This is a genomic window from Parapedobacter defluvii, assembly GCF_014642075.1.
Classification (GTDB): domain Bacteria; phylum Bacteroidota; class Bacteroidia; order Sphingobacteriales; family Sphingobacteriaceae; genus Parapedobacter; species Parapedobacter defluvii.
On the sequence record NZ_BMIK01000003.1, the window covers coordinates 36,021 to 58,723 of the forward strand.

Annotated in this window: 17 protein-coding genes; 8 read left to right on the top strand and 9 right to left on the bottom strand. The window is 48.4% G+C overall.

Going from position 1 to position 22,703, the window contains the following annotated elements; translation table 11 throughout:
• Positions 1–79 precede the first annotated feature (79 nt).
• From IEX60_RS06565 to IEX60_RS06580, 4 genes are all read right to left on the bottom strand, one after another.
• Positions 80–3,397: a TonB-dependent receptor gene (locus IEX60_RS06565; RefSeq protein ID WP_229717454.1), complete on the bottom strand. Its 3,318-nt coding sequence runs from the start codon at positions 3,395–3,397 to the stop codon at positions 80–82.
• A 234-nt stretch (positions 3,398–3,631) separates the two neighbouring features.
• Positions 3,632–4,807: a FecR family protein gene (locus IEX60_RS06570; protein ID WP_188748758.1), complete on the bottom strand. Its 1,176-nt coding sequence runs from the start codon at positions 4,805–4,807 to the stop codon at positions 3,632–3,634.
• Positions 4,808–4,888: 81 nt separating this feature from the next.
• Positions 4,889–5,479 carry an RNA polymerase sigma factor gene (locus IEX60_RS06575; protein ID WP_188748761.1) on the bottom strand — a complete coding sequence of 197 codons (591 nt, stop codon included), beginning with the start codon at positions 5,477–5,479 and terminating at the stop codon, positions 4,889–4,891.
• Between the two features lie 215 nt (positions 5,480–5,694).
• Positions 5,695–5,886, bottom strand: coding sequence for a cold-shock protein (locus IEX60_RS06580; RefSeq protein ID WP_090627439.1), 192 nt, complete (start codon positions 5,884–5,886; stop codon positions 5,695–5,697).
• A 262-nt stretch (positions 5,887–6,148) separates the two neighbouring features.
• Here IEX60_RS06580 and IEX60_RS06585 point away from each other — a divergent pair, with 262 nt between their 5' ends.
• Entirely contained in the window at positions 6,149–12,190 is a 6,042-nt protein-coding gene (locus IEX60_RS06585; protein WP_188748763.1) for an alpha-2-macroglobulin family protein, read from the top strand.
• Between the two features lie 22 nt (positions 12,191–12,212).
• Positions 12,213–13,187: a helix-turn-helix transcriptional regulator gene (locus IEX60_RS06590; RefSeq protein WP_188748766.1), complete on the top strand. Its 975-nt coding sequence runs from the start codon at positions 12,213–12,215 to the stop codon at positions 13,185–13,187.
• Between the two features lie 22 nt (positions 13,188–13,209).
• Here the strand turns inward: IEX60_RS06590 and IEX60_RS06595 are convergent, their stop codons facing one another.
• Positions 13,210–13,683 carry a DinB family protein gene (locus IEX60_RS06595; protein WP_188748767.1) on the bottom strand — a complete coding sequence of 158 codons (474 nt, stop codon included), beginning with the start codon at positions 13,681–13,683 and terminating at the stop codon, positions 13,210–13,212.
• A gap of 192 nt (positions 13,684–13,875) precedes the next feature.
• Between IEX60_RS06595 and IEX60_RS06600 the strand changes: the two genes are divergently transcribed.
• Both IEX60_RS06600 and purU read left to right on the top strand, forming a co-directional pair.
• Complete coding sequence (locus IEX60_RS06600) at positions 13,876–15,741, top strand: DNA topoisomerase IV subunit B (protein ID WP_188748769.1); 1,866 nt, start codon at positions 13,876–13,878, stop codon at positions 15,739–15,741.
• A 7-nt stretch (positions 15,742–15,748) separates the two neighbouring features.
• Positions 15,749–16,591 (top strand): formyltetrahydrofolate deformylase, encoded by an 843-nt coding sequence (gene purU, locus IEX60_RS06605; protein ID WP_188748771.1) that lies wholly within the window; start codon positions 15,749–15,751, stop codon positions 16,589–16,591.
• On the opposite strand, the gene IEX60_RS06610 is transcribed toward purU, so the two are convergent.
• The 4 genes from IEX60_RS06610 to IEX60_RS06625 all read right to left on the bottom strand — a co-directional run bounded on the left by IEX60_RS06610 (position 16,560) and on the right by IEX60_RS06625 (position 19,578).
• Complete coding sequence (locus IEX60_RS06610; protein WP_188749330.1) at positions 16,560–17,480, bottom strand: class I SAM-dependent methyltransferase; 921 nt, start codon at positions 17,478–17,480, stop codon at positions 16,560–16,562. The two genes, purU and IEX60_RS06610, sit on opposite strands and share 32 nt — an antisense overlap.
• An 85-nt stretch (positions 17,481–17,565) precedes the next feature.
• Complete coding sequence (locus IEX60_RS06615) at positions 17,566–18,051, bottom strand: hypothetical protein (protein WP_188748773.1); 486 nt, start codon at positions 18,049–18,051, stop codon at positions 17,566–17,568.
• Between the two features lie 18 nt (positions 18,052–18,069).
• Positions 18,070–18,822 carry an ABC transporter ATP-binding protein gene (locus IEX60_RS06620; protein WP_188748775.1) on the bottom strand — a complete coding sequence of 251 codons (753 nt, stop codon included), beginning with the start codon at positions 18,820–18,822 and terminating at the stop codon, positions 18,070–18,072.
• Positions 18,823–18,843: 21 nt separating this feature from the next.
• Positions 18,844–19,578, bottom strand: a complete 735-nt coding sequence (locus IEX60_RS06625) for an MlaE family ABC transporter permease (RefSeq protein ID WP_188748777.1) — start codon at positions 19,576–19,578, stop codon at positions 18,844–18,846.
• A gap of 147 nt (positions 19,579–19,725) precedes the next feature.
• Here IEX60_RS06625 and IEX60_RS06630 point away from each other — a divergent pair, with 147 nt between their 5' ends.
• Genes IEX60_RS06630 through IEX60_RS06645 form a run of 4 tightly spaced genes read left to right on the top strand, consistent with a single transcriptional unit; the run spans position 19,726 to position 22,593 of the window.
• A complete protein-coding gene (locus IEX60_RS06630) occupies positions 19,726–20,445 on the top strand; it encodes an SDR family NAD(P)-dependent oxidoreductase (protein ID WP_188748779.1) in 720 nt (239 codons plus the stop codon).
• Between the two features lie 13 nt (positions 20,446–20,458).
• Positions 20,459–21,022: a PspC domain-containing protein gene (locus tag IEX60_RS06635; protein WP_188748781.1), complete on the top strand. Its 564-nt coding sequence runs from the start codon at positions 20,459–20,461 to the stop codon at positions 21,020–21,022.
• Between the two features lie 9 nt (positions 21,023–21,031).
• Positions 21,032–21,979, top strand: a complete 948-nt coding sequence (locus IEX60_RS06640) for a toast rack family protein (RefSeq protein WP_188748783.1) — start codon at positions 21,032–21,034, stop codon at positions 21,977–21,979.
• Complete coding sequence (locus tag IEX60_RS06645; protein WP_188748785.1) at positions 21,979–22,593, top strand: RDD family protein; 615 nt, start codon at positions 21,979–21,981, stop codon at positions 22,591–22,593. The genes IEX60_RS06640 and IEX60_RS06645 overlap by 1 nt, the downstream gene beginning before the upstream one ends.
• Positions 22,594–22,703 lie beyond the last annotated feature (110 nt).

A 22,703-nucleotide genomic window follows, 5' to 3' on the forward strand; every position in this document is an offset into this window, starting at 1 on the left:
CGATGTAAATAATGATTGCCTTGTGTGTCAATATTATTTACTTCTCGGTTTCATATTATGTTAGTCAACGCATGATTAGCTATAAACCGATATTCAATCCTACCAAAAATGTTTTAGCTGCGGGATATCCCCCATAATCCATGCCCTGGCTAATTGATGTCGTACCGAAACGGCTCACTTCGGGGTCATATCCTTCGTATTTTGTCAAGGTCCAAACGTTCTGTGCTGCGACATAAATCCGGATAGACCGTCCATCGATCTTACGCAAAAACGACATAGGAAGCTGATAACCCAAGGAAATATTTTTCAATCGGAGGTAAGAGCCGTCTTCGATATGGAAGGTGGAAAGAATCCGCTGACCGCCCGAAGCATTCGCTCTTGGAATTGTGCTTGATGGATTTTCGGGGGTCCATCGGTTCACCACGGCTCCAGCCTGATTATTATTTCCGTTGAGGTTATATAGATCAAAGCGCCCATAGTTCAGGATCTCGTTGCCATAGCTTCCCTGTACAAAAACATTCAGATCAAATCCCCGGTAGCGGAATGTGTTGTTGAAGCCGCCAAAAAATTTCGGATAGCCATTGCCTATGACGGTTCGATCTTCATCGTTGATCGTGTTATTACCATCCAAATCTTGGTAACGGATATCCCCCGGTTTGGCATTAGGCTGGGCAGACCCTACAATTTCCGTTTCGTTCTGGAAAATGCCATCCATTACTCGTCCATAAAAATTACCTAAAGGTTCACCCACCTTCAGTTGGATGGGATTGGAAACCTGGAGGTGGCCCACTCCAGAGCCCGTTAGGTATTCAGGCCGGCCATCCAGCCGAAGCACTTCATTTTTATTAAAAGCGATGTTAATGTCCGCATCCCATTGAAAACTTTCCGCTGACCCCACATTACTTCCGAGTGCCACTTCCAACCCCGAATTCCGGATTTTCCCGATGTTCTGCAAGGACGTGCTGTAGCCTGTGGTCTGCGGAACATTTACCGAAAAGAGTAAATTGGCCGTTACTTTATTATAGTAATCGACTGTCAATCGCAGCTGATTATTCAGAAAAGACACATCGGCACCCATGTCCAATTGACGGTTGCTTTCCCAACCCAGATCGAGGTTACTGATAATTCCGGGCACTCCACCGAGGCGGAGGATAGGGTTTGCCCCACCCAGAATAGCCGTGCTCTGCGCGATCGTAGACGAGTAGGCATAGTCGGAAATTCCCTGGTTGCCGGTCAACCCATAACTGATGCGTAACTTTGCATCGCTCACCCACCTTCCGGTGGTGAAAAACGGTTCGTTGGAAATGCGCCAGGCAAACGCTCCCGATGGGAAAAATCCATATTTTTTGTTTGGGCCAAAGCGCGACGATCCGTCGCTCCGCGCGGTCAGCGTCAGCAGATACCGGCTATCGTATCCATAGTTGACCCGTGCCAGAAAAGAGATCAATGCCCAATCCGCAGCGCCGGAGGATGGCTGACGTAGCGTAGCTCCAGCACCGAGGTTGTTATACATTGCGAAGTCGTCGTTAAAGTTAACAGCGGAAGCGCCCACACTTTCATTGTGGCTGGCCTGTGCCGTATATCCCAACAAGCCGGTCACGTCGTGCTTTTCAGCAAATACGCGTTGATATGTGAGTGTATTCTCGTTCAGCCAATTGTATCCTGAATTTGATGAGACACTCGCGGAGCCGTTCGAGTTCGCCCCCAAGGAGATCAGGCGTGTTGCATAGTAATTGGATTTATTATTAGCCACATTAGCCCCGATGGTTGTCCGAAACGTAAAATAGTTCAGAAAGTAAAGTTCGGCGTACCCGTTAGCAAGGAACCGCATGCCATTGTTGATGTCTGTTACCTCTTTGGCGATGCCCAACGGATTATCTACCAGATTTCCGTTCAGTTGTCCTACCTCTCGGTAATACACACCATTCGTATCGTAAATTGGAAAAACCGGGGCATAGTTAATCGCCGCGTTGGTTACACCACCACTAGCTCCTCCCTCGGTTTCCGTCCGCGCATTGTTCGTTTTTGTATAGGCTCCTTGCATGCTTAAGCCTACTTTTATCCACGACCGCACCTCACGATCCACATTTGCCCGAAGCGTATACCGTTTAAAAGCCGAATTGATAATGATTCCTTCTTGATCGTAATAGCTTCCGGATAATGCATAATTCATTTTATCATCCCCACCATTGAATCCCAATTGGTAATTTTGGATGGGCGCATCGCGGAACACAAGATCTTGCCAATCAGTTCCGCTACCCAGCTCGGAGACATTCGGCCGATCGGGCGATGAACCATCGAAATAAGCACCGCCTCCTGCGTTGATGCGTGCCTCATTGATAAACGCTGCGTATTCGCGTGCGTCCAATAGATCAATCTTCTTGCTTACCGACTGACTTCCATAATAGCTTTCAAAATTGATGTTCGACTGTCCGCTCCTGCCGCGCTTCGTGGTAACCATCACAACACCATTGGAACCCCGGGAGCCATATATCGCCGTAGCGGAAGCGTCTTTCAACACCTCTATGGATTCAATATCCGATGGATTGATGGAGTTCAAGTCGCCTGTTGGATACCCATCAATGACATACAGGGGCTCGTTGGAAGCATTAACGGAGCCCGTTCCGCGTATGCGAACGGTTGTCTCTCCGCCAGGTCTCGCTGAATTGGTGGTCACCTGCACACCTGCCGTCCGTCCCTGCAACGCGCGGTCAAGCGCTACAATAGGAGTCGCTTTAATATCGGCCTCTTTCACGCTTGAAACCGCCCCAGTCAGATCACTTTTACGTTGTGTACCATAGCCCACGACAATCACCTCGTCCAAATCGCTAACTGCGGATTTTAAGATGACCGCTACTGCCAATTGGCCATTGAGTGGCAGTTCTTGGGTTTCAAATCCGATCGCGGAAAATATCAGCGATTTATTCGCATCCTCCACAGTTAATTGAAATTCACCGTTGGCAAGGGTGGTAGTCACGGTTGACGTACCTTTCAACGTCACCGTCACCCCTTCCAGCGGCTCCCCTTTTTCATCGTTTACCTTTCCACTGATAATCTTTTGCTGCGAATTGCTACTTCCAATGTCCGGCGGAAGCTCATTGGATTCAAGAGGCCGGATCACAATCGTATTATCCTTCATGTAATACGTTAGCGATTGCGGCACTAACAGTTTGTTCAACACTTCTTCCAGCGGCCTATTAGTAGCTTGTACCGATACTATTGCACGTGGATTCACATACCGATCATTGTACATAATATGATATCCGGTTTGTTGTTTAATGGACATCAATACTTGTGATAGGGACTGTTTCTTAACTTTTAACGTGACCGTTTGGGAAAAAGTTGCGGCACTTAGGTGCATACTCGTCCAAAAAAGCAGCAGCGATAATAGTTTCATTATGCGCATTAATTGGTCTATCTCTCCCTTGGGGCTTTCTCTTTGCCTCAATAAGGGAAATACATAATTTATCATTACGTTTGTACGTTTGGATACGTTAAATAACTGGTTTTAAATACGTGGTTTACGACTGGTTCTGTCCAGACATCGGGGAGGTGTTTGCCGCACTTCCCTTTTTGTTTTACGAACGATTGAGTGTCATATTTTCTTCATTTGGTTCCCTCCTTTCTTTCATTATTCAACAATCAATTGTTTATCGATCAGGCGTAGTTGGACATTCGGAACGTCAGAAACATTCAACAGTTCCAAAACGGTCATTAACGATAAATTCCTACTCATCGTTCCTGTAAATGTATCATTAGGTATGGCTTTGGCATAGACGACCTCTACATCATACCACCTGGATATTTGCCACATCATATCTTCAAAAGAGGTATTCTGGAAATAAAATAACCCTTCTTTCCAAGCAATATATTGCTCGATAGCTATTTTTTTGACATTCAGAATCCCATTTTTTTGCAGGGTGCTTTGTTGTCCCGGCACGAGTCTGTTTGTGGTATTTGTGCGTGAGTCCACAACCTGCACGCTCCCCTCGACCAACGTCGTCCGGGTTGCAGGCTCATCCGGATACGCCGATATGTTAAAAGTGGTACCCAATACTTCTACGGTTTGCCCTGCACTGCGCACGCGGAAGGGAACGGTTGATTTACTCACTTCAAAAAAAGCTTCGCCTTCAAGTTCCACCAAACGTTCACGCTTGCCAAATCCCGATGGATAGGTTAAGGTCGAACCGGCGTTGAGCCATACACGGGTCCCATCGGACAGCGTCAATTGGTAGGTGCCTCCCTTTGGTGCAGCCAAAACCAATTGTTGCACACCGCTGACGGGCAGATCGACAACTTCACGCAAGTCATCATGATACGCGATGCGATCGTCCTTAACAACAATACCTGATTCCGATTCGCTTAAGTCTATGATACGGCCATCGGCCAATGTCAGGGTCGCTTTGTTGGTTCCCGGGGGAACATCAGCGACAGCAACGATAGCGACACTTTGATCGCTTTGAATGGTATATCTATCCCTCACTGAATAAATAATCAAGGTGACCGCCAACACCGCAACCAATATAGCAGCAACATAAGGTAGCCAAGGACGTACCTTTTTTGATTTCAGGGTTGTGACGCTGTCTTGATAGCCAAAGATGTGGGTAAGTAGCTGCTGTTGTTTAGCTTTGCTCAGGCTGACGGGTACGTCTTCCTGGTCAAATCTTTCGGATAGAAGCTGCTTGATGGTTTGCTCAAAAGCCGGATCATTCAGATAATCTCGGAATTCTTGCTGATCCAGCGAAGATAGCTTTCCTTCCAAATGATCCGAAAATAGTTCGTGTATCCGACGATGCTTTGGGTTCATCAATGCCTTTTATTAACATTGACACATGTGAAAAAAAATACGGGGTATTCAAAAATATCTTTTTTTGTTTTTCAACGGATATTAACTGAACAGTGCCATAAAAAACGCAACATAAGAAACCGCGTAGTTCTTAAAATGTGCTCTAATTTTGCGCAAAGCTTCTTTCATATAGGCGTGCACAGTTTGCGGCGACAGGTTTAACCGTTCCGCCGCTTCTTCATACTTCAACCCCTCCTGATGACAGAGTTGATACACCCGCTTTTGTTGGGCCGGAAGAGATTCCACGGCTTCATCCAGTATCCGCTTAACGTCTTTGTAATCCAGATTTTCTACGGTGCTGTGGTCAGCCTCCTCAAAACCTACCAGATGTTCGGCCATGTGTTTAGTCTCAGAAGCCAATTTACGAAGCACGTTAAAGCAATGATTTCTGACAATCCGGTTAAGATACGCCGGGAAATGATCGACCGTATTTAAACGTTCACGGTCTAACCAAATTTTCAAAAATACATCCTGTACAATCTCTTCCGCCAGTTCTTCCGAATGTGTAATCCGACGACTAAACGCATAAACGAAAGGATGGTATCGCTCAAAAAGAAGTCTGAAAGCCAGCTGACTCCCGTACTGTATTTGCGCAAGTAATTCTTTTTCGTTCTTATCTTCGTCGGTATTCAAGGTACGTTCCGCAAATTGGTGCCGACAAAACTAAGGATAAATGGACGAATCTAAAAATTTCAAGTATTCACTTCCCGCCAACGAAAAGACACCCTATCCCTACACATTTGTACTTTCATAAGTGGCTTCAACAGGTTTGGAATTGACGTTATCCACCATAAAAAAAGCTGCCTGAAAGGGCAGCTTCAATGAAAACCAATCCAATTGACTTTCTGTTAGATGAGCTTTACGTTCACCGCATTCGGACCTTTTTTGCCTTTCGCAATTTCAAAAGACACATCGTCTTTCTCACGAATTTGGTCAATCAGACCTGATACGTGAACGAAAACATCCTCACCGCCACCAATCGGAGTGATGAAGCCGAAACCTTTGGTCTCATTGAAGAATTTTACTACGCCTTCTTGCATTGTGGTATAAAAATAAAAAATTAAATAATAGCGAAGCTACGCATTATTTATGCCAAAAACATTGGAAACTAAAAATTCTTTTTTTGCAACCCCTCCTGACGGTAAAGGCTTTAAGAATATAATCACACTTTTTTTAAAACAGCTTATGGAATTTTCCCTCCTGTAGCATCCGTGGGGGACAATGCGTCCATATCCTGTATAATGTGGCGCAATTTTAGTTAAGTTTGCGCAAGCACATCGAGGGACATTAATTTCTAACAGCATGATTCGTAGCATCTTCTCTTTTGTTTTGGTCTTTTCCATCACAACCGCCATGGCACAAAAACAAACACTCCCCGCTTCATTTGAAAAAGAATGGCAGCTGATTGATTCCCTCATTGAAAAAGGACGTCCGCAATCGGCAGCAGAAATTGCCCAAAAGATTGTAACCACAGCGCAGCAAAAGTCTGACGCCCCGAATGCCATCAAGGCACAACTCTTTTTGATGGGCGTAGACGAAACTGTACAAGATGATGCAACAGTACACAATATCCGGAAGATTGACTCACTCATCCAAACAAGCCAGGGTGCGGAAAAAGCACTTTGGCAAAGTATCAACGGCGAATTGTACTGGCAGTATTACCAACGCAACCGCTGGTCGATATTGAGCCGGACACCCCTGGCTGGAGAGCCGCCGGCCGACCTTGCAACCTGGGACGCTGCGACCCTGATTCACAAAGCAAGTGAGCTGTATCAGGCATCCATACTGGAAAGCGAACTACTGAAGAAGATACCGGTAGCGCATTATGCCCCGGTCATTGCCAAAGGCGAAAACACCCGGCATCTGCGCCCTACGCTATACGATTTCCTTGCATTCCGCGCAATTGATTTTTTTCAAAACGATGAAAAAGATGTCATAAAGCCAGCTTACCAATTCCAGATTGATGGCACCCTATGGTTTGAACCCGCAAAGCGGCTCGCTGATGTGAAGGTAAATCCTGCACATCCGGAGGCACTGCATTTCCGGGCGCTGCATACGTACCAACAGTTGCTGGATTTCCACCTTCCTGACGCACAGCCCGATGCACTCATCGATGCCGACCTCCAACGGCTTGCTTTTGTCCATCAATATTCGATACATCCCGACAAGGACAGTTTGTATCTACACGCTTTGCAGGCCTTGGAAAAACAGTACCCAAACGCACAGGCAAGTGCACAGGTTTCTTATACAATCATCCAGTTTCTGTACGACAATCGGTCAACCGATTCGCAGCAAAAAACGGATCTCCCCGCACTTAAAAATCGGCTGGAGGCCCTTATTGCACGTTTTCCAAATACCGAGGGAGCAGCAAATGCTTCGAACCTGATGCAACAACTTACCAACCCTTCCCTCTCCGCTCAGACGGAAGAAGTAGTGCTTCCCGATGAAAACAGTAAGGCATTGCTTACGTATCAGAATCTAAATAAGGTATATATCCGTCTATATAACGACCTATTGCCAATGTCCCCCCGGCAAAACCAGTTGACCGACGAGCAGCAAACCAGCTTACTCCAAACAAAACCGATCCGATCCTGGGAACACACACTTCCTGCCGCGGGTGACCATTACGAGCATCGTACGGAATTAAAAATAGATCCCCTGCCCGTGGGCGCATACGTATTGGTGATTTCCGCAACACCCGATTTTCAGCATACAAAAAATATCCTGCACGCTACATCTTTTCAAGTGTCTGCCATCAGCATGGCAACTCATCATACCGAAAACGGCACATGGCTGTTTGCCTTGCACCGTAAATCGGGGATGCCGCTGCGTGGTGCTTCAGTCACCTATTGGGAGAGCCAATGGGATGGCCGTAAAAGGGAATATAAATATACCAGGCTGAGCAAAACAAAAACGGATGAAGATGGCAAAGCATTGATTTCTCCCAAACAGGTGGCGCTTATTACAATCGCCCACCATAACGATTCCCTGCAATTGCCCGGCCATTACTATTCATTCCGCAAGGATGGCAACGAACCCAAAACCAGTGATCATCTCTTTTTCTTTACCGACCGCTCCCTCTATCGCCCCGGTCAAACGATCCACTTCAAGGGCATCTTCGTACAACAGGGCATTAAAAGCAAAACCAATAAGGTGCTGCCCAATAAACAAACAACGGTAACCTTATACGATGCCAACGGTCAGGAAGTGACTTCAACAGACCTGACTTCCAATGAATACGGCTCTTTCTCCGGTACATTCACCGCACCGGAGAGCGGCCTCACCGGCCAAATGCGCCTCGGCAATGAACTGGGTTCCGCTTATTTCTCTGTGGAAGAATACAAACGGCCGAAATTTCAGGTACAGTTTGACTCACTGAAAGCAAACATCGCGCTCGGCGAAGCCGTAACGGTAAAGGGGAAGGCCCAAGCCTACGCCGGAAACAACATCGATGGTGCAGAAGTCCGCTACCGGGTAGTAAGACATGCACGCTTCCCTTATTTCTGGGCATTTTACCGTTGGGGGCAGCCCAATTCTCCGGAAATGGAAATTGCCAATGGTACGCTGACCACCGATGCCGAAGGTACATTTGAAATCCCGTTTACCACCATACCCGATAAGCAACTCAATCCGGATACCCGGCCAATATTTACCTATACCGTGTATGCCGATGTAACGGATGTCAATGGTGAAACACAGAGCGGCAATCAAAGCGTCCACGCAGGCTATCGCTCCCTGCAGATCGTGGCGTCAATAAATGAGCACCTCAACCGTAAGCAGCCGGAAAAATTGGCCATCAGCACCGAAAACCTCAACGGTGTCCCGACACCTTCGGACGTTTCCATATCCATCCGTCCGCTGCAATTTCCGGGAAAACTTTACCGGAAACGATTGTGGGAAAAACCCGACCAGTACCTGATGTCCGAAGCGGAATTCCGGGCCGCATTCCCGGACGATGAATATGGCGATGAAGCAGATTACCTCCAATGGTCCGAAGGGGAAGCCACCTGGGACACCTCCATCCATACGGCCACAACTCATGAGGTGGTGCTACCGTCCAACGGCTGGAAACAGGAAGGTTGGCATGTAATCGAACTGCGCGCAAAGGATCCACAGGGCAACGAAATCATCGAAAAAAAATACACCTACGTACTGGATCCCGCCTCGGAAATGAGACCACAGGAACCCTTGCTCGTGTATACAAATAAAACCTCGCTGGAACCCGATGAGTCGTTGGAGATGGTGGTAAAAACAGGGCCGGACAGTACGTATGTATTGGAAACCAGCACCGACATTACCCCCGAATTTACAGCCTTCACTTCTTCGCAGCGGATCAGCCGCCTGTTAACGGAAAAAGACCGGGGTGGAGTTGATTTCTCGTGGTTGTATGTGCATAATAACCGTGTTTATCAAGGCAGGCAGCGCATCACAGTTCCCTGGTCCAATCGTGACCTCCAGTTGGAATGGGCCACTCACCGGGATAAGTTGCTACCGGGTGAGACGGAGGAATGGCGATTGACGATCAAAGGCAATAAAAAAGAGATGGTTGCAGCAGAGCTGCTGGCGGGCCTTTACGATGCATCCCTGGATGCACTGAAATACCATGGATGGCAACGACCTACATTGGCAAGAACGAATAACTTAACCGGGAATTGGAATGCCAATCCGGGATTCGGAAGTTCTACCGGAAACACCTGGCTTGATAACCTACAGGAGGTGGTTCCGATTTCCTTTGAGAAACGCTACGATGCGTTGGATGGTCTGGCCAGCCTGATTTATCCGGCTCCGCAACAGCTGATGCTCCGTGGCATTTCCGGCCGCGTGCAGGGGGCAGCCGCCCCCGAGGCAAGTGCAGGCGTTGCGGATGCGGCCCTGGAAGAAGTGGTCGTAGTAGGCTATGGAAACCAGAAAAGGAAAAGTGTTACCGGCTCCGTCGAAACGGAAGCCTCCGAGCCGGCGGACGCCTCTGCCGAACAGGCGAGAGACGAAATCGAAACAGCCCCCCCTGTACGAACCAATTTACAGGAAACGGCTTTCTTCCTTCCCCACCTTCAAACAGACGCAGATGGAAATGTAACCTTCAAATTTACCCTGCCTGAGGCCCTCACCGAATGGAAGTTCATGGCCTTTGCGCATACAACGGATTGGAAAACGGGTTACCTGCAAGGTGAAATAAAAACGCAGAAAGACTTGATGGTAATGCCCAATCTGCCACGTTTTCTACGTCAGGGCGACGATGTCCGCATCAGCAGCAAAATCAGCAACATCAGTGCGGGCGACCTACAGGGGATAGCCAACCTGCAATTATTGGATGCGGCAACTCTTGAACCCTTAACCGGTTTCAGTGAAACCCTTATTCAAAAAGAATTTACGGCCCGTGCCAGTCAAAGCACCACCGTCGACTGGGTGATTCACATCCCCGAAAATCACATCAGCCCGGTCGTGGTCCGCATTACCGCCAAAGCCGGCAACTTTACCGACGGCGAAGAAAATACACTGCCTGTCATCACCAACCGCATGTTGGTAACGGAAACGCTGCCGCTACCCGTACGGGGCAATGAAACCAAAACCTTTACGCTCGAAAAACTGACTGACCAACCCAGCAATACCTTGGTAAACCATGCCCTGACGGTGGAGTTTACCGGAAATCCCGCCTGGTATGCCATACAGGCATTGCCCTACCTGATGGAATATCCGTACGAATGTGCAGAACAGGTGTTCAACCGGTTTTATGCAAACGCACTGGCTGCGCACATCGTGGGGCAATCGCCAAAAGTTAAGGCCATCTTTGACCAGTGGGCAACCCGCGATACGGCAGCGCTACTATCCAACCTGGAGAAAAACCAGGAATTGAAATCGGCGCTGCTGGAAGAAACTCCCTGGGTGATGGAGGCCAAGAATGAAACCGAGCAAAAACACCAGATCGCCCGATTGTTTGAAAGCCATAAGCTGGCAAAGGGATTGCAACAAAACCTTTCTAAACTAGGCGAAATGCAATTGCCGGAAGGTAGCTTTCCCTGGTTCCGGGGAATGATGAGCGACCGTTACATTACGCAGTACATTGCCACGGGCATTGCCCGTCTTCGCCACCTTGGTGTTGAGGCTGCCTCTTCCAAAGCGGCAACGGAGATACTGACAAAAGCAATGGATTACCTCGATCGGCAGATTCAGGCCGACTATGACAACCTGTTGAAGAACAAAGCAAAATTGGCCGACCCCCACATCAGCTATCCTCAGGTTCAATACCTTTACCTGCGCAGCTTCATCAACAACCCGGCTATACCCAAAGAAAGCCAAATGGCATATGATTATTATGTTACGCAGGCCGTAGCATTCTGGCCCCAATTTAACCCTTACTTAAAGGGGCAGCTTGCCCTTGCCTTGCATCGTGGTAACAACTCAGAAGCCGCAGCCGAAATCATGACTTCTCTTCGTGAAACTGCCATTCACAACGACGAACTGGGTATGTATTGGAAATCCATGCCCCGTGGATACCGGTGGTATGAGGCCCCCATCGAGGCACAGGCGTTGCTGATCGAAGCCTTTGCAGAAGTGACTCAAGACACCCAAGCGGTGGATGACCTTAACGTATGGTTGATCAAGCAAAAACAAACCCAATATTGGAATACCACCAAGGCTACTTCCGATGCCATCTACGCGTTGCTTTTGCACGGTAGCGACTGGCTGGTCAATGAGCCGGTGGTAACGCTCTCGCTCGGCAAGGAAACCATTCGGTCTACCGAGATAAATACCGAAGCGGGCACGGGTTACTTCAAAAAGCGCTATGAGGGCGATGCCATCACGGCCGACATGGGCAATATTTCCGTAAAGGTGGAACAAGCCCAAAACGAAGGGGTAGCTTGGGGTGCCGTCTATTGGCAATATTTTGAAGACCTGGATAAAATCACCGGAGCGGAAACGCCGCTACGCCTGCACAAGCAGCTTTTCATCGAACGCAACAGCAGCAACGGGCCGGTATTGGAAAAAATCACTTCCGATAATCCGCTAAAAGTAGGCGATAAGGTTACCGTTCGTATCGAATTGCGGGTAGATCGCGACATGGAGTACGTCCACCTGAAAGACATGCGGGCGGCTTGCTTTGAACCCATTAACGTGTTGAGCGGCTACCGTTACCAAGGGGGGCTGGGATACTATGAGAGCACGCGCGATGTGGCAACCAACTTCTTTTTTGACTACCTGCGCAAAGGAACTTATGTGTTTGAATACCCTGTATTTGTTTCGCAAGTGGGCAATTTCTCCAATGGCATCAGCACCATCCAGTGCATGTATGCTCCGGAGTTCAGCAGCCACAGCGAGGGAATCCGGGTAACCGTACAAGAATAAAGAGAGCAAAAAAAAGACTCAGATGGCCATAGATACCGCCAAAAGGTTCGATCGGATTGTCAATATCTACATCCAGCTACAATCCAAGCGCGTAGTAAAAGCGCAGGAGCTTGCCGACCGATTCGGCGTGAGCCTGCGTACTATTTACCGGGACATCCGCAGTCTGGAGCAGGCAGGTGTCCCCATTTTCGGTGAAGCAGGCGCTGGCTACAGCATTGTGGAGGGATACCGATTGCCACCGGTGCTGTTTACGAAAGAGGAGGCACTTAGTTTTGTGGGGGCACAGAAGCTGATGGGAAAATTCATGGACCAGAAGCTGCAAGAACATTACGAAGCCGCGCTGTACAAGATCAAAGCAGTACTCCGGATCACGGAAAAGGATTGGCTATCCAATATCGAGTCGAAAATTGTGATGGCTAAGCCGAGTTACGAAATTTTCAATGCCGATGTTCCCCATGCATTAAGCACGATCTTCGAAAGCATTGCACGGCGTCTCCAGGTTACATTGTCTTATAAGGGCCTGCGCGACGAACTGCCGCAGCAACGGGTAATTGAACCCGTAGGCATGTTCCACGAAATGAACTATTGGTACATCTATGCGTATTGCCATACGCGCAAAGCGTATCGCCAGTTCCGTGCAGACCGCATTACCCAGTTGTGGTTAACGGGCGAGTCATTCACCCAGGAACATCCTCCGTTAGGTCAATTCATGGAGGAACGGGAGCAGGCCCGCAATCAAACCCCTAAAACAACGGTCCGCATCCACGTAACGAAAGATCTGGCCCCCTACCTGAAATGGCAACGTGGCCACTACGGCTTTGTAGCTGAACGCGATTGCGGACCACACCTGGAAATGGAATTTGAAACGCATGACGTCCACGATGAGTTTCCCCGCTGGCTGCTGATGTTTGGCGACGGCACACAGGTGATCGAACCGGACAGCCTGCGTCAGCGCATCGCCAAAATCCTTAAAGCCGCGGCCGCTAATTTTTGCTAAGCCGCGGCGTCTCAGCCTGGTTTTAGCGCTCCCAGAAAAACGGAGGCTGGATTCCCAGTGCACGGAGGTACACATACCCCTGCGCACGGTGGTGAATTTCGTTATCGATGAAATACAGAATGTTTTGGATGATCGGGAAATTGTACTGCCCGAAAAGATTAAACGACACGTGAAAGTCTGCCTCCGGAATCTGATCGAAAAGCGCGTCGATATGCGGTGTAGCTTCGTCCCACCGAAGCAACAATTGCGCTTTCGTTTTGATATCGGGCTGGCTTTCTTCGTAATCACTTTCGGTGCGGTCCACGATGCCCTGCAAGCCCGGAACCGCTATCGCCAACATTTCTTTAGCCAAATCTGCAAACGGCCGCATCCCCCCTACCGAAAAGGTAAACAATTGATCCCCGGGAAATGCCTCGATTACCTTACGTGTCAGTCTGCGGTGTCCTTGCCAATGATTCAATAACTCCGCTTTACTTAAAATTTGTGAAGTACCCATAATTTGATGTTTTTGATCCATGACACAAAGAAACCACCCAAGGATGACAACAGTTTGTCAGCAACCTTCAAAGAAAAAATCAACAAAATTCCGTATAATTGCGTGGCTTTTATATGGGCATAGCCATTCAACGACTCGCATGTACGGTCTGATGTCTCATGTCTGATGTCTCATGTCTAATAGCTAAAAAAAATGACTGCATACAACGAAGATAGTATCCGTTCGCTCGACTGGAAAGAACACATCCGTCTGCGCCCGGGAATGTATATTGGCAAATTGGGCGATGGTTCCGCCTATGACGACGGTATCTATGTGCTGCTCAAAGAAGTGGTAGACAATTCCATCGACGAGTTTGTCATGGGCGCTGGCAAGACCATCGAAATCACCGTAAACGAACATAAAGTGTCCGTACGCGATTATGGACGCGGCATTCCAATCGGCTCCGTGGTCGATGTGGTTTCCAAAATCAATACCGGAGGAAAGTACGACAGCAAGGCATTCCAGAAATCAGTAGGCCTTAACGGTGTGGGTACCAAAGCGGTAAATGCACTTTCCACTTCCTTTGTGGTGCAATCCTACCGCGATGGCAAGACCCGTATCGCCGAATTCAGCAAAGGCGAATTGGTTAAAGACGAAGAAAAAACCACTACCCAGCGGAACGGAACGGCGGTAACGTTCTATCCCGACGACAGCATTTTCCGTAATTACCATTACCGGTTGGAGTTTGTGGAAAACATGATCTGGAATTATGTGTTTCTCAACTCGGGCCTGACCGTCAATTTTAACGGGCAGAAATTTGTTTCCGAAAACGGCCTGAAAGATCTTCTTGAGCGTAACATTGACACTGAGTCGATGCGCTACCCCATTATCCACCTCAAAGGAGACGATATTGAAGTGGCCATCACGCACGGCCAGCAATACGGAGAGGAATATTATTCGTTCGTGAACGGGCAACATACCACGCAGGGAGGCACACATCAGGCGGCATTCCGGGAAGCGGTGGTCAAAACCGTCCGTGAATTTTATAAAAAGGATTTCGATGCTTCCGATATCCGCGCCTCGATTATCGGAGCAATCGCCATTAAGGTACAGGAGCCGGTATTCGAATCTCAGACTAAAACCAAATTAGGATCCCAAAACATCGGCCCCGAAGGGCCTACCGTACGTACTTTTATCAATGACTTCGTCAAAAAGGCGCTGGACGATTACCTGCACAAGCATTCGGATACGGCCGAAGCCCTGCAAAAACGTATCCTGCAGTCCGAGCGTGAACGCAAAGACATTGCCGGCATCAAGAAATTGGCCAACGAACGGGCTAAAAAAGCCTCGCTGCACAACCGGAAACTGCGTGACTGCAAAATCCATTACGGAGAAAATCACGAATTGGCTCAGCAAACCACGCTATTTATCACCGAGGGCGATTCTGCGAGCGGTTCCATCACCAAATCGCGCGACGTACAGACACAAGCGGTATTCAGCCTCAAAGGCAAGCCGCTGAATGCATTCGGCCTTACCAAAAAGGTGGTGTATGAAAATGAAGAATTCAACCTGTTGCAGCACGCCCTCAACATTGAAGACGGATTGGATGGATTACGCTACAACAACATCGTTATTGCTACGGACGCCGATGTCGATGGAATGCACATCCGGCTGTTATTGATGACATTCTTCCTCCAGTTTTTTCCGGACCTGGTCAAGGCAGGCCATGTGTCCATCCTGCAAACCCCCTTGTTCCGTGTACGTAATAAAAAGGAAACCATCTACTGCTACAGCGATGAAGAGCGGCAGCGCGCCATACTGAAACTGGGTGGTAAACCGGAAATTACCCGCTTTAAAGGGTTAGGAGAAATCTCACCGGAAGAATTTGGATTGTTTATCGGTAAAGACATGCGGCTGGATCCCGTCATTCTTTCGAAAGAGCAGAAAATCATCCAATTGCTGGAATATTACATGGGCAAAAATACGCCGGACAGACAAAAACACATCGTTAATAACCTACGCATCGAAGTAGACATTGCGGAAGAACAAAAAATAGCGGAAGAGGAGCTTGTAGCTTGACAATAAAATGACGAACCAAACCCTTATTCTTATTCAATGCCGCGACGCCGTTGGCTTGGTGGCCACTATATCAAATACCGTCGCAAATCATAACCTTAACATTGTCACCATGCGGGAATACGTGGATGAAGCAGCCAACCGCTTTTATGTACGTATCGTGTGTGCCGGCGAGGCGGAAGAAAGCGACCGGCTCACTGCGGACTTAACCGCTGCATTGCCCGAAGGGGCCACCGTTGTGGTAAATCCGCCGCAGCAAAAACGGCTGGCAGTCCTGGTAACCAAGGAACATCATTGCTTGGGAGACATCATTGTCAGGCACTTTTTCAATACCCTGGCGGCAGAAGTTTGCTGTGTGGTGGGCAACTATGATATATTACGCGGGTTTACCGAACGGTTTGACATCCCCTTCCACTACGTCAGCCACGAGGATAAATCAAAGGAGCAATTTGAAGCCGAGCTGGCAGAAACCATAGAGACCTATCAGCCCGACTACCTTGTTCTTGCTAAATTCATGCGCGTTCTTTCTCCTGATTTCGTGGCACACTATCCCGGGCGGATCATCAACATCCACCATTCCTTCCTCCCGGCATTTATTGGCGCCAACCCGTATAAGCAGGCGCACGCAAGAGGGGTAAAACTGATCGGTGCTACGGCCCACTTCGTGACCGACGATCTTGATCAGGGCCCCATCATCGCACAGGATATTAAGCCCGTGAATCACAGCTTTACGGTAAAAGACATGGTACGGGCGGGAAAAGAGGTAGAAAAATCCGTACTCAGCAAAGCACTTCGAATGGTCATCGAAGACCGGGTAATCATCACCGGGAACCGGACGGTGGTGTTCGAGTAGCTGTGCGGAATTTACCAAAAACCCCTAAAGGCAACTTACTACCTGCGGATGCTTGCAGGTAAAGTTCCCCCGTTTCCAGGTTTTGCGCATCCGGCATGGCTGATTTAACCAAGTTTTCCACGATTACGGAGGAAAATCCCAATGAATAGGTATTGAGGATCAGGAAATGTTCCTGGGGGTCCAGCAATTGAACGACATCCCGCATCATTTCCGCGATATGGTCTTCCAGTTTCCACTTTTCCCCCTTCGGGCCGTGCCCATACGCCGGAGGATCAAGAATGATCCCCTGATACCGGTTTCCTCGTTTGAGTTCTCGCCTTACAAATTTGAGTGCATCTTCCACGACCCACCGGATATCGGCAAGTCCCGACAGTTCCTGGTTTTCGTTCGCCCAGGTAACCACCTGCTTGATGGAATCCACATGTGTCACATCGGCCCCCGCGGCCCGCGCAATTAATGACGCCCCGCCGGTATAGGCAAAAAGATTTAACACTTTGGGTTGTCTCGCAGAGAATGACTGAAGGGTCTCCGAAATGTAATCCCAATTCACGGCCTGCTCGGGAAAAACCCCCACATGCTTAAACGAGGTCAGTCCCAGCCGGAATTGAATGGCAACTTCCGGATTTTGATACCGAATGTGCCAGCGATCGGCTAGTCTGGGATTCTTTTTTATCCAATCGCCGCTGGTTGCCGATCGCCCCCGGAAACGGATATCGTGCCGCTTGGTCCACTCCGACTCACTCAGTCCTTTCGGCCATACGGCCTGTGGTTCGGGGCGGATCAGTATGACGTTGCCAAAGCGTTCCAGCTTTTCGAAATCACCGCAATCGATTAGCTCATAGTCTTCCCAATGCTGGGGAGTAAGAAGTTGGATGCTGTTTGCCAAAATACGCGTTACTTTCAGGCAAAGGTGCTATGTTTAGAGCGTAAAAACAAGGAAGTAAGTGAAAATGGTCAATAGTAAGAAACACCTCTTAGCGTCCATATTCAGCAAGGCCACGTATACGGATGCCTCCTTGAGCCGACTTTCGGTCCGCTTCGAAGGTCTCGATACGATATGCGGTCGACCCACCCTTACGATCGAACGAAATCGCTGCCGATTTAATCACTTCCGGCCATATGATCGAGTGGGAAGGATCATTGACCAAGGTCCCGTTTACAAACACTTCCTTACTGGAACCGCGCTGGTAATTCTTAAAACGCTTGCGCAGATACCGGTCTAATGTAACCACCTTCTTAATCCTTCCGGCGGTATATATTTTGACCGCCCCAAGTTCTTTGTCAACTTCCACTCTTTCAATCTCCTTCGGGTTAAGCGAATCTACAGGGCCAAAGATTTCGCGGTCATTCAGGAAGATGCGCGGTGCAGTAGGTTTGTCGGCTTTCTGCACGGCATCTACCTGAGCAAAAACAGGCATTCCGATCCATAACGTAACCAGTAACAGAAAAAATCTTTTCATCGTCATCCGCGTTCGATCTTAAAACCGCTCCTTGGCCGCTTTCATAAAAGGGCTCGCAAAAACGAAATTATTCAACTCTTCCACATCCGTATGAGCAATTTCCTTGTTTGATCCTTCCCACCATTTTTGGCCTTTATAGAGAAAGAGAATGTAATCCCCGATACCCATTACTGAATTCATATCGTGGGTCACCACCACCGTAGTACATTGATATTCATCCGTTAGCTCCGAAATCAGTTCATCAATCAGAATGGCCGTTTCCGGATCAAGGCCTGAATTGGGCTCATCGACAAACAGATACTTAGGACTCATGCTGATCGCCCGGGCTATGCCCACACGCTTCTTCATCCCTCCGGAAAGTTCCGCCGGATACAGTTTATTGCGGCCTGCCAAATTTACCCGCTCTAAGCAGTAATTGGCCCGGTCTATCTTCTCATTCCGGCTCATGTCGCTGAACATTTCCAGCGGAAAGATAATGTTCTGCTCGACAGTCATCGAATCAAATAACGCCGAATTCTGAAACAGCATCCCGATTTCCTTCCGGATGGGAATCCGTGTTTCGAAGTCCATCCGTGTAAAATCTTCCCCGTTATACAGCACCTTACCTTGCTCGGGGGCATGCAAGCCTACCATGCACTTCAACAGGGTACTTTTGCCCGAACCCGAACCACCAATGATCAGGCTGATTTTACCCGGCTCAAAGTTGGCATCGATGCCTCTCAATACATGGTTATCGCCAAACGATTTATGGATATTTTGAACTTCTATCATATGAAGTAACGGTAAAAATGGCTAAAGCATCAACGCAGTGACAATATAGTCGGCCACCAAAATGGAAATACAGCTGATTACCACGCCGCGCGTACTGGCCTGCCCGACTTCCAATGCTCCCCCTCGTACATAAAACCCCTTGAAAGCCGAAACAGAAGTGATAATAAACCCAAACACAAACGCTTTTACCAACGCCACAGCCACCGTATAACCGATAAATCCATCTGTAATTCCGTTAATATAATCTGCAGGGGTAACAGCGCCCGAAAGTGACCCTCCGGCAAGTCCCCCCACCAGCGCAAGAAAAATCGACATAATCACCAATACGGGTATCATGGTGATGCCGGCCAGTATTTTGGGAAGAATCAGGTAACCAGGTGCGTTAATGCCCATAATTTCAAGTGCATCGATCTGCTCGGTTACGCGCATGGATCCGATTTGAGAAGATATGGACGAACCTACCTTTCCCGCCAAAACCAATGCCGTAATTGTCGGGCTCAGCTCCAGTATACTGGAATCGCGGTTGATCTGCCCAATGACCGAGGTAGGGATCAAATCTGAAACCAGCTGAAAAGCAATCTGCATGGTCATAACGGCACCGACAAACGTCGAAATAATGGCAATAAGACCCAAGGAACCTACACCGATTTCATTCATTTCGTGAATGATTTCTTTCCAATAAATATTCCACTTTTCGGGCCGCCTAAAGACTGCTTTCAGCAGTAATAAATATTGTCCGAAGTAGGTAAAAAACATAGTTACTGATGCAATGTTTACTCAAATGTATAACGCAATGGCACGGCTAAATATACATCTTTTACGGATATGAACGAAAATAAGGGAATCATTGTTTGACCATCCCGGTAATAAACTTCTTAACTTTGACATCCAAACATGATAATCATGCCACTTTTAACAAATCAAACCGCACTGATTACCGGCGCAACGAAGGGAATGGGACTCGCCATCGCCGAAAAACTTGCGGAATGCGGCTGCAATCTGTTGGTTTCGGCACGCCATGCCGAAGCGCTTGAGGCGTTGAAAATCCGACTGGAAAAAAGCTATCCGGGTATTACGGTGCAGTACTTCACCTGTGATTTTGCAGACAGCGAGCAGCTTACCCGACTGATTCACTGGATAGAACAGCAGATACTTCCGATAGACATCCTGATTAATAACGTAGGCATATTCAGACCCGTTTCCCTGTTGGATGAATCCGACGAAGACTTCGATCTGCAGATGCGCATCAATTACCATACTCCTCATCGGCTATCTCGGTCCATTGCCCGTAACATGTGCAAAAACGGTAAAGGTCACATCTTCAATATCAGCTCCATAGCCAGCAGAGAACCGGTTTCATCCGCCGGCACCTACACTGTAACAAAATATGCAGTAAGGGGTCTAACTCAGGTATTGCGGGACGAAGTAAGACCGCACGGCGTAAAGGTAACTGAAATTATACCCGGCTCTACATTGACTTCGTCATGGGAAGGCACCCCGGTTTCTGCCGACCGGTTTATAATGCCGGCAGACATCGCCATGGCGGTTGTAATGTGTTTACAGCTCAGCGCAGGTGCCCATGTCGATGAAATTGTGATAAAACCTCAGTACGGTAACAGCTAAAAATGGATGGATCATGGAAAAGAAACTTCAACGGATACCCTACGAGGGGGCAGTAGCCGGTGTCTGCGCAGGATTGGGAGCTTATTTCGGAATAGACAAAACCTGGGTACGACTGGCATTTGTACTTAGCGTTTTCTTTTCAGGTTACATGGGGATCGGATTATTGGGACCGATTATTTACATCGTTCTGTGGATCGTCCTCCCCATTAAGACCTTCTCGTTGCCTCAAGACCCTTTTGATGTTGACTACCGTGCAAAAACGGATCAGGAATTTATGGCGCATGACCGCTATACACCGCCTTCTACCAACCAACGGGTTTCAAAAGACAGGTATATCGCCGGACTTATCCTGCTGGCAGTCGGCATATTTTTCCTGTTGCATCAACTGGATGTGTTTTATTGGCGGGATTTTGCACGCTACTGGCCGGTATTGATTATCCTTATGGGATTGGCAAGCATTGTGGGGGCCTTCAACAGCCGAAATCCCTCGTTTCAGAACAAGGAAAAAAGCGGCACAGACCCTGAACCAGAACCACCGGCAGATGACAGCAATGGAGAACCGTCATACACTAAATAAGTCAAGGTCATGAACAAAGAAAAATTGAGTTGGGGACTTATCCTACTGTTTGTGGGCGGTGTCCTGTTATTGAGCAATTTGGATGTCATTAATTTCTATTGGCGATCTGTATTCAGCATGTGGCCAGTTATCTTAATTGTCGTCGGTGTAAATCTGCTCGTACCCAGGCAGGGTATTGGAAGCGCCGTGTCCATTATCGTTACGATAGCTGCCCTGGCTTTTCTTACATACCGTGGCATGTTTCCACCGCATAACGATTGGTGGGGGTTCGACAACAAAAGCTGGCATAGCGAAAAAGAACCCTCTTCAAAAGAAAGAAAGCAGCCGAACAGCCCCAGAGGTACATTTACACATGAATACGACAGTACCATTACGACTGCACACCTGACCATCAAAGGAGGAGCGGTAGCCTATGAGATTGAAGGCGCAACCGACAAACTGTTTAGTGCGGAATCTGCCAGTACCATTGGCACCCACTACCTGGAAACCACAACCAATGGCTCCGATGCGCAACTTTCCTTTCGGATGAAAGATCAGAAAAAAGGCAATTGGAACGGCGATGAAAACTGGGCTAAAATTAGCTTAAATACCAATCCGACCTGGTATATCAGTCTCGACATGGGGGCTGGCTCAGCAGAATTCGACCTGACGACATACAAAGTCGCCAGTCTGAATTTTAAAGGAGGGGCTGCCTCATTCGAAGCTAAAATGGGCATGCCTTTGGAGGAAACAGTCATCACCGCTGAATCTGGCGTAGCCAGTGTGGAAATTGAAATCCCGAAGGCTGCCGCATGCCGCGTTGTGGTCAAATCAGGTCTTTCTTCGCGGGATTTTCCCGGCTTCACGAAGCAGAGCGATGGCTCGTACACAACCGAAGGGTACGATCAGGCAAGCAATCGGTTCACCGTTAATCTTCACGGTGGGCTCAGCTCCTTCACCGTAAAACGGTACGAGTAGTGAATCCTTCGGATCGATATGAAGTAGTGGTTCAGGGGAAGCCAAAGGGGCCTTTTTCGCTGGATGAGCTCCGTACGATGAACCTTCGTCCCACAGATTTTGTCAAACCCGTAGGCTATCCGGAATTCAAAGAGCTGCGGGAAATGGAGGCATTGAGCAAGGAACTGAACGTTGCCCACCAATCCACCCTGCCACAGTACTTCGCTTCGCTGGACATGCGTCTTTTGTCCACAGCCATCGATTACTTTTTTGCGTTTTGTGGCTATGCGGTCTTAGCAGCCATTTACCTTGGCGGCACATCGAACATGGAAACACGTATTCCCACACTCCTTATCGGTTTGGTACTTGTTCCTATTTTAAAGTTCCTAACAAGCGTGATCCTGGAAGGATCCAAGAAACAGGCTTCCATTGGCAAAATGTTGATCGGTGTAAAGGTAACAGACGAACAAGGTAAGCCTATCGGCTATGGCAGGTCAATCGCACGTAATCTTGCCAAACTGATCGGCATTGTAACGCTGGGAATCGGTTTCCTATCGGGCTTCTTTGACCGGAGACAGCAATGTCTGCATGATAAAATTGCAGGTACGTTGGTAATTAAGGATAGACTGATTTGATGGGGACGAACGACCGTTCCGTGCGTCTATCAGCTGCGTCTATCCGCACCGACCCACCGTATCGCTTTTTATGCCACATGGGAGATCCTGCGGGACGCAGTGGGATGCAC

Excerpts from the sequence above, each read along its gene's own strand:
- IEX60_RS06615 (WP_188748773.1), bottom strand. The coding sequence starts at position 18,051 with ATGAAAAGATTTTTTCTGTTACTGGTTACGTTATGGATCGGAATGCCT.
- IEX60_RS06635 (WP_188748781.1), top strand. The coding sequence starts at position 20,459 with ATGGAAAAGAAACTTCAACGGATACCCTACGAGGGGGCAGTAGCCGGT.
- IEX60_RS06570 (WP_188748758.1), bottom strand. The coding sequence starts at position 4,807 with ATGAACCCAAAGCATCGTCGGATACACGAACTATTTTCGGATCATTTG.
- IEX60_RS06580 (WP_090627439.1), bottom strand. The coding sequence starts at position 5,886 with ATGCAAGAAGGCGTAGTAAAATTCTTCAATGAGACCAAAGGTTTCGGC.
- IEX60_RS06595 (WP_188748767.1), bottom strand. The coding sequence starts at position 13,683 with ATGGGTACTTCACAAATTTTAAGTAAAGCGGAGTTATTGAATCATTGG.
- IEX60_RS06625 (WP_188748777.1), bottom strand. The coding sequence starts at position 19,578 with ATGTTTTTTACCTACTTCGGACAATATTTATTACTGCTGAAAGCAGTC.
- IEX60_RS06640 (WP_188748783.1), top strand. The coding sequence starts at position 21,032 with ATGAACAAAGAAAAATTGAGTTGGGGACTTATCCTACTGTTTGTGGGC.
- IEX60_RS06600 (WP_188748769.1), top strand. The coding sequence starts at position 13,876 with ATGACTGCATACAACGAAGATAGTATCCGTTCGCTCGACTGGAAAGAA.
- IEX60_RS06585 (WP_188748763.1), top strand. The coding sequence starts at position 6,149 with ATGATTCGTAGCATCTTCTCTTTTGTTTTGGTCTTTTCCATCACAACC.
- IEX60_RS06565 (WP_229717454.1), bottom strand. The coding sequence starts at position 3,397 with ATGAAACTATTATCGCTGCTGCTTTTTTGGACGAGTATGCACCTAAGT.
- IEX60_RS06620 (WP_188748775.1), bottom strand. The coding sequence starts at position 18,822 with ATGATAGAAGTTCAAAATATCCATAAATCGTTTGGCGATAACCATGTA.
- purU (WP_188748771.1), top strand. The coding sequence starts at position 15,749 with ATGACGAACCAAACCCTTATTCTTATTCAATGCCGCGACGCCGTTGGC.
- IEX60_RS06590 (WP_188748766.1), top strand. The coding sequence starts at position 12,213 with ATGGCCATAGATACCGCCAAAAGGTTCGATCGGATTGTCAATATCTAC.
- IEX60_RS06630 (WP_188748779.1), top strand. The coding sequence starts at position 19,726 with ATGCCACTTTTAACAAATCAAACCGCACTGATTACCGGCGCAACGAAG.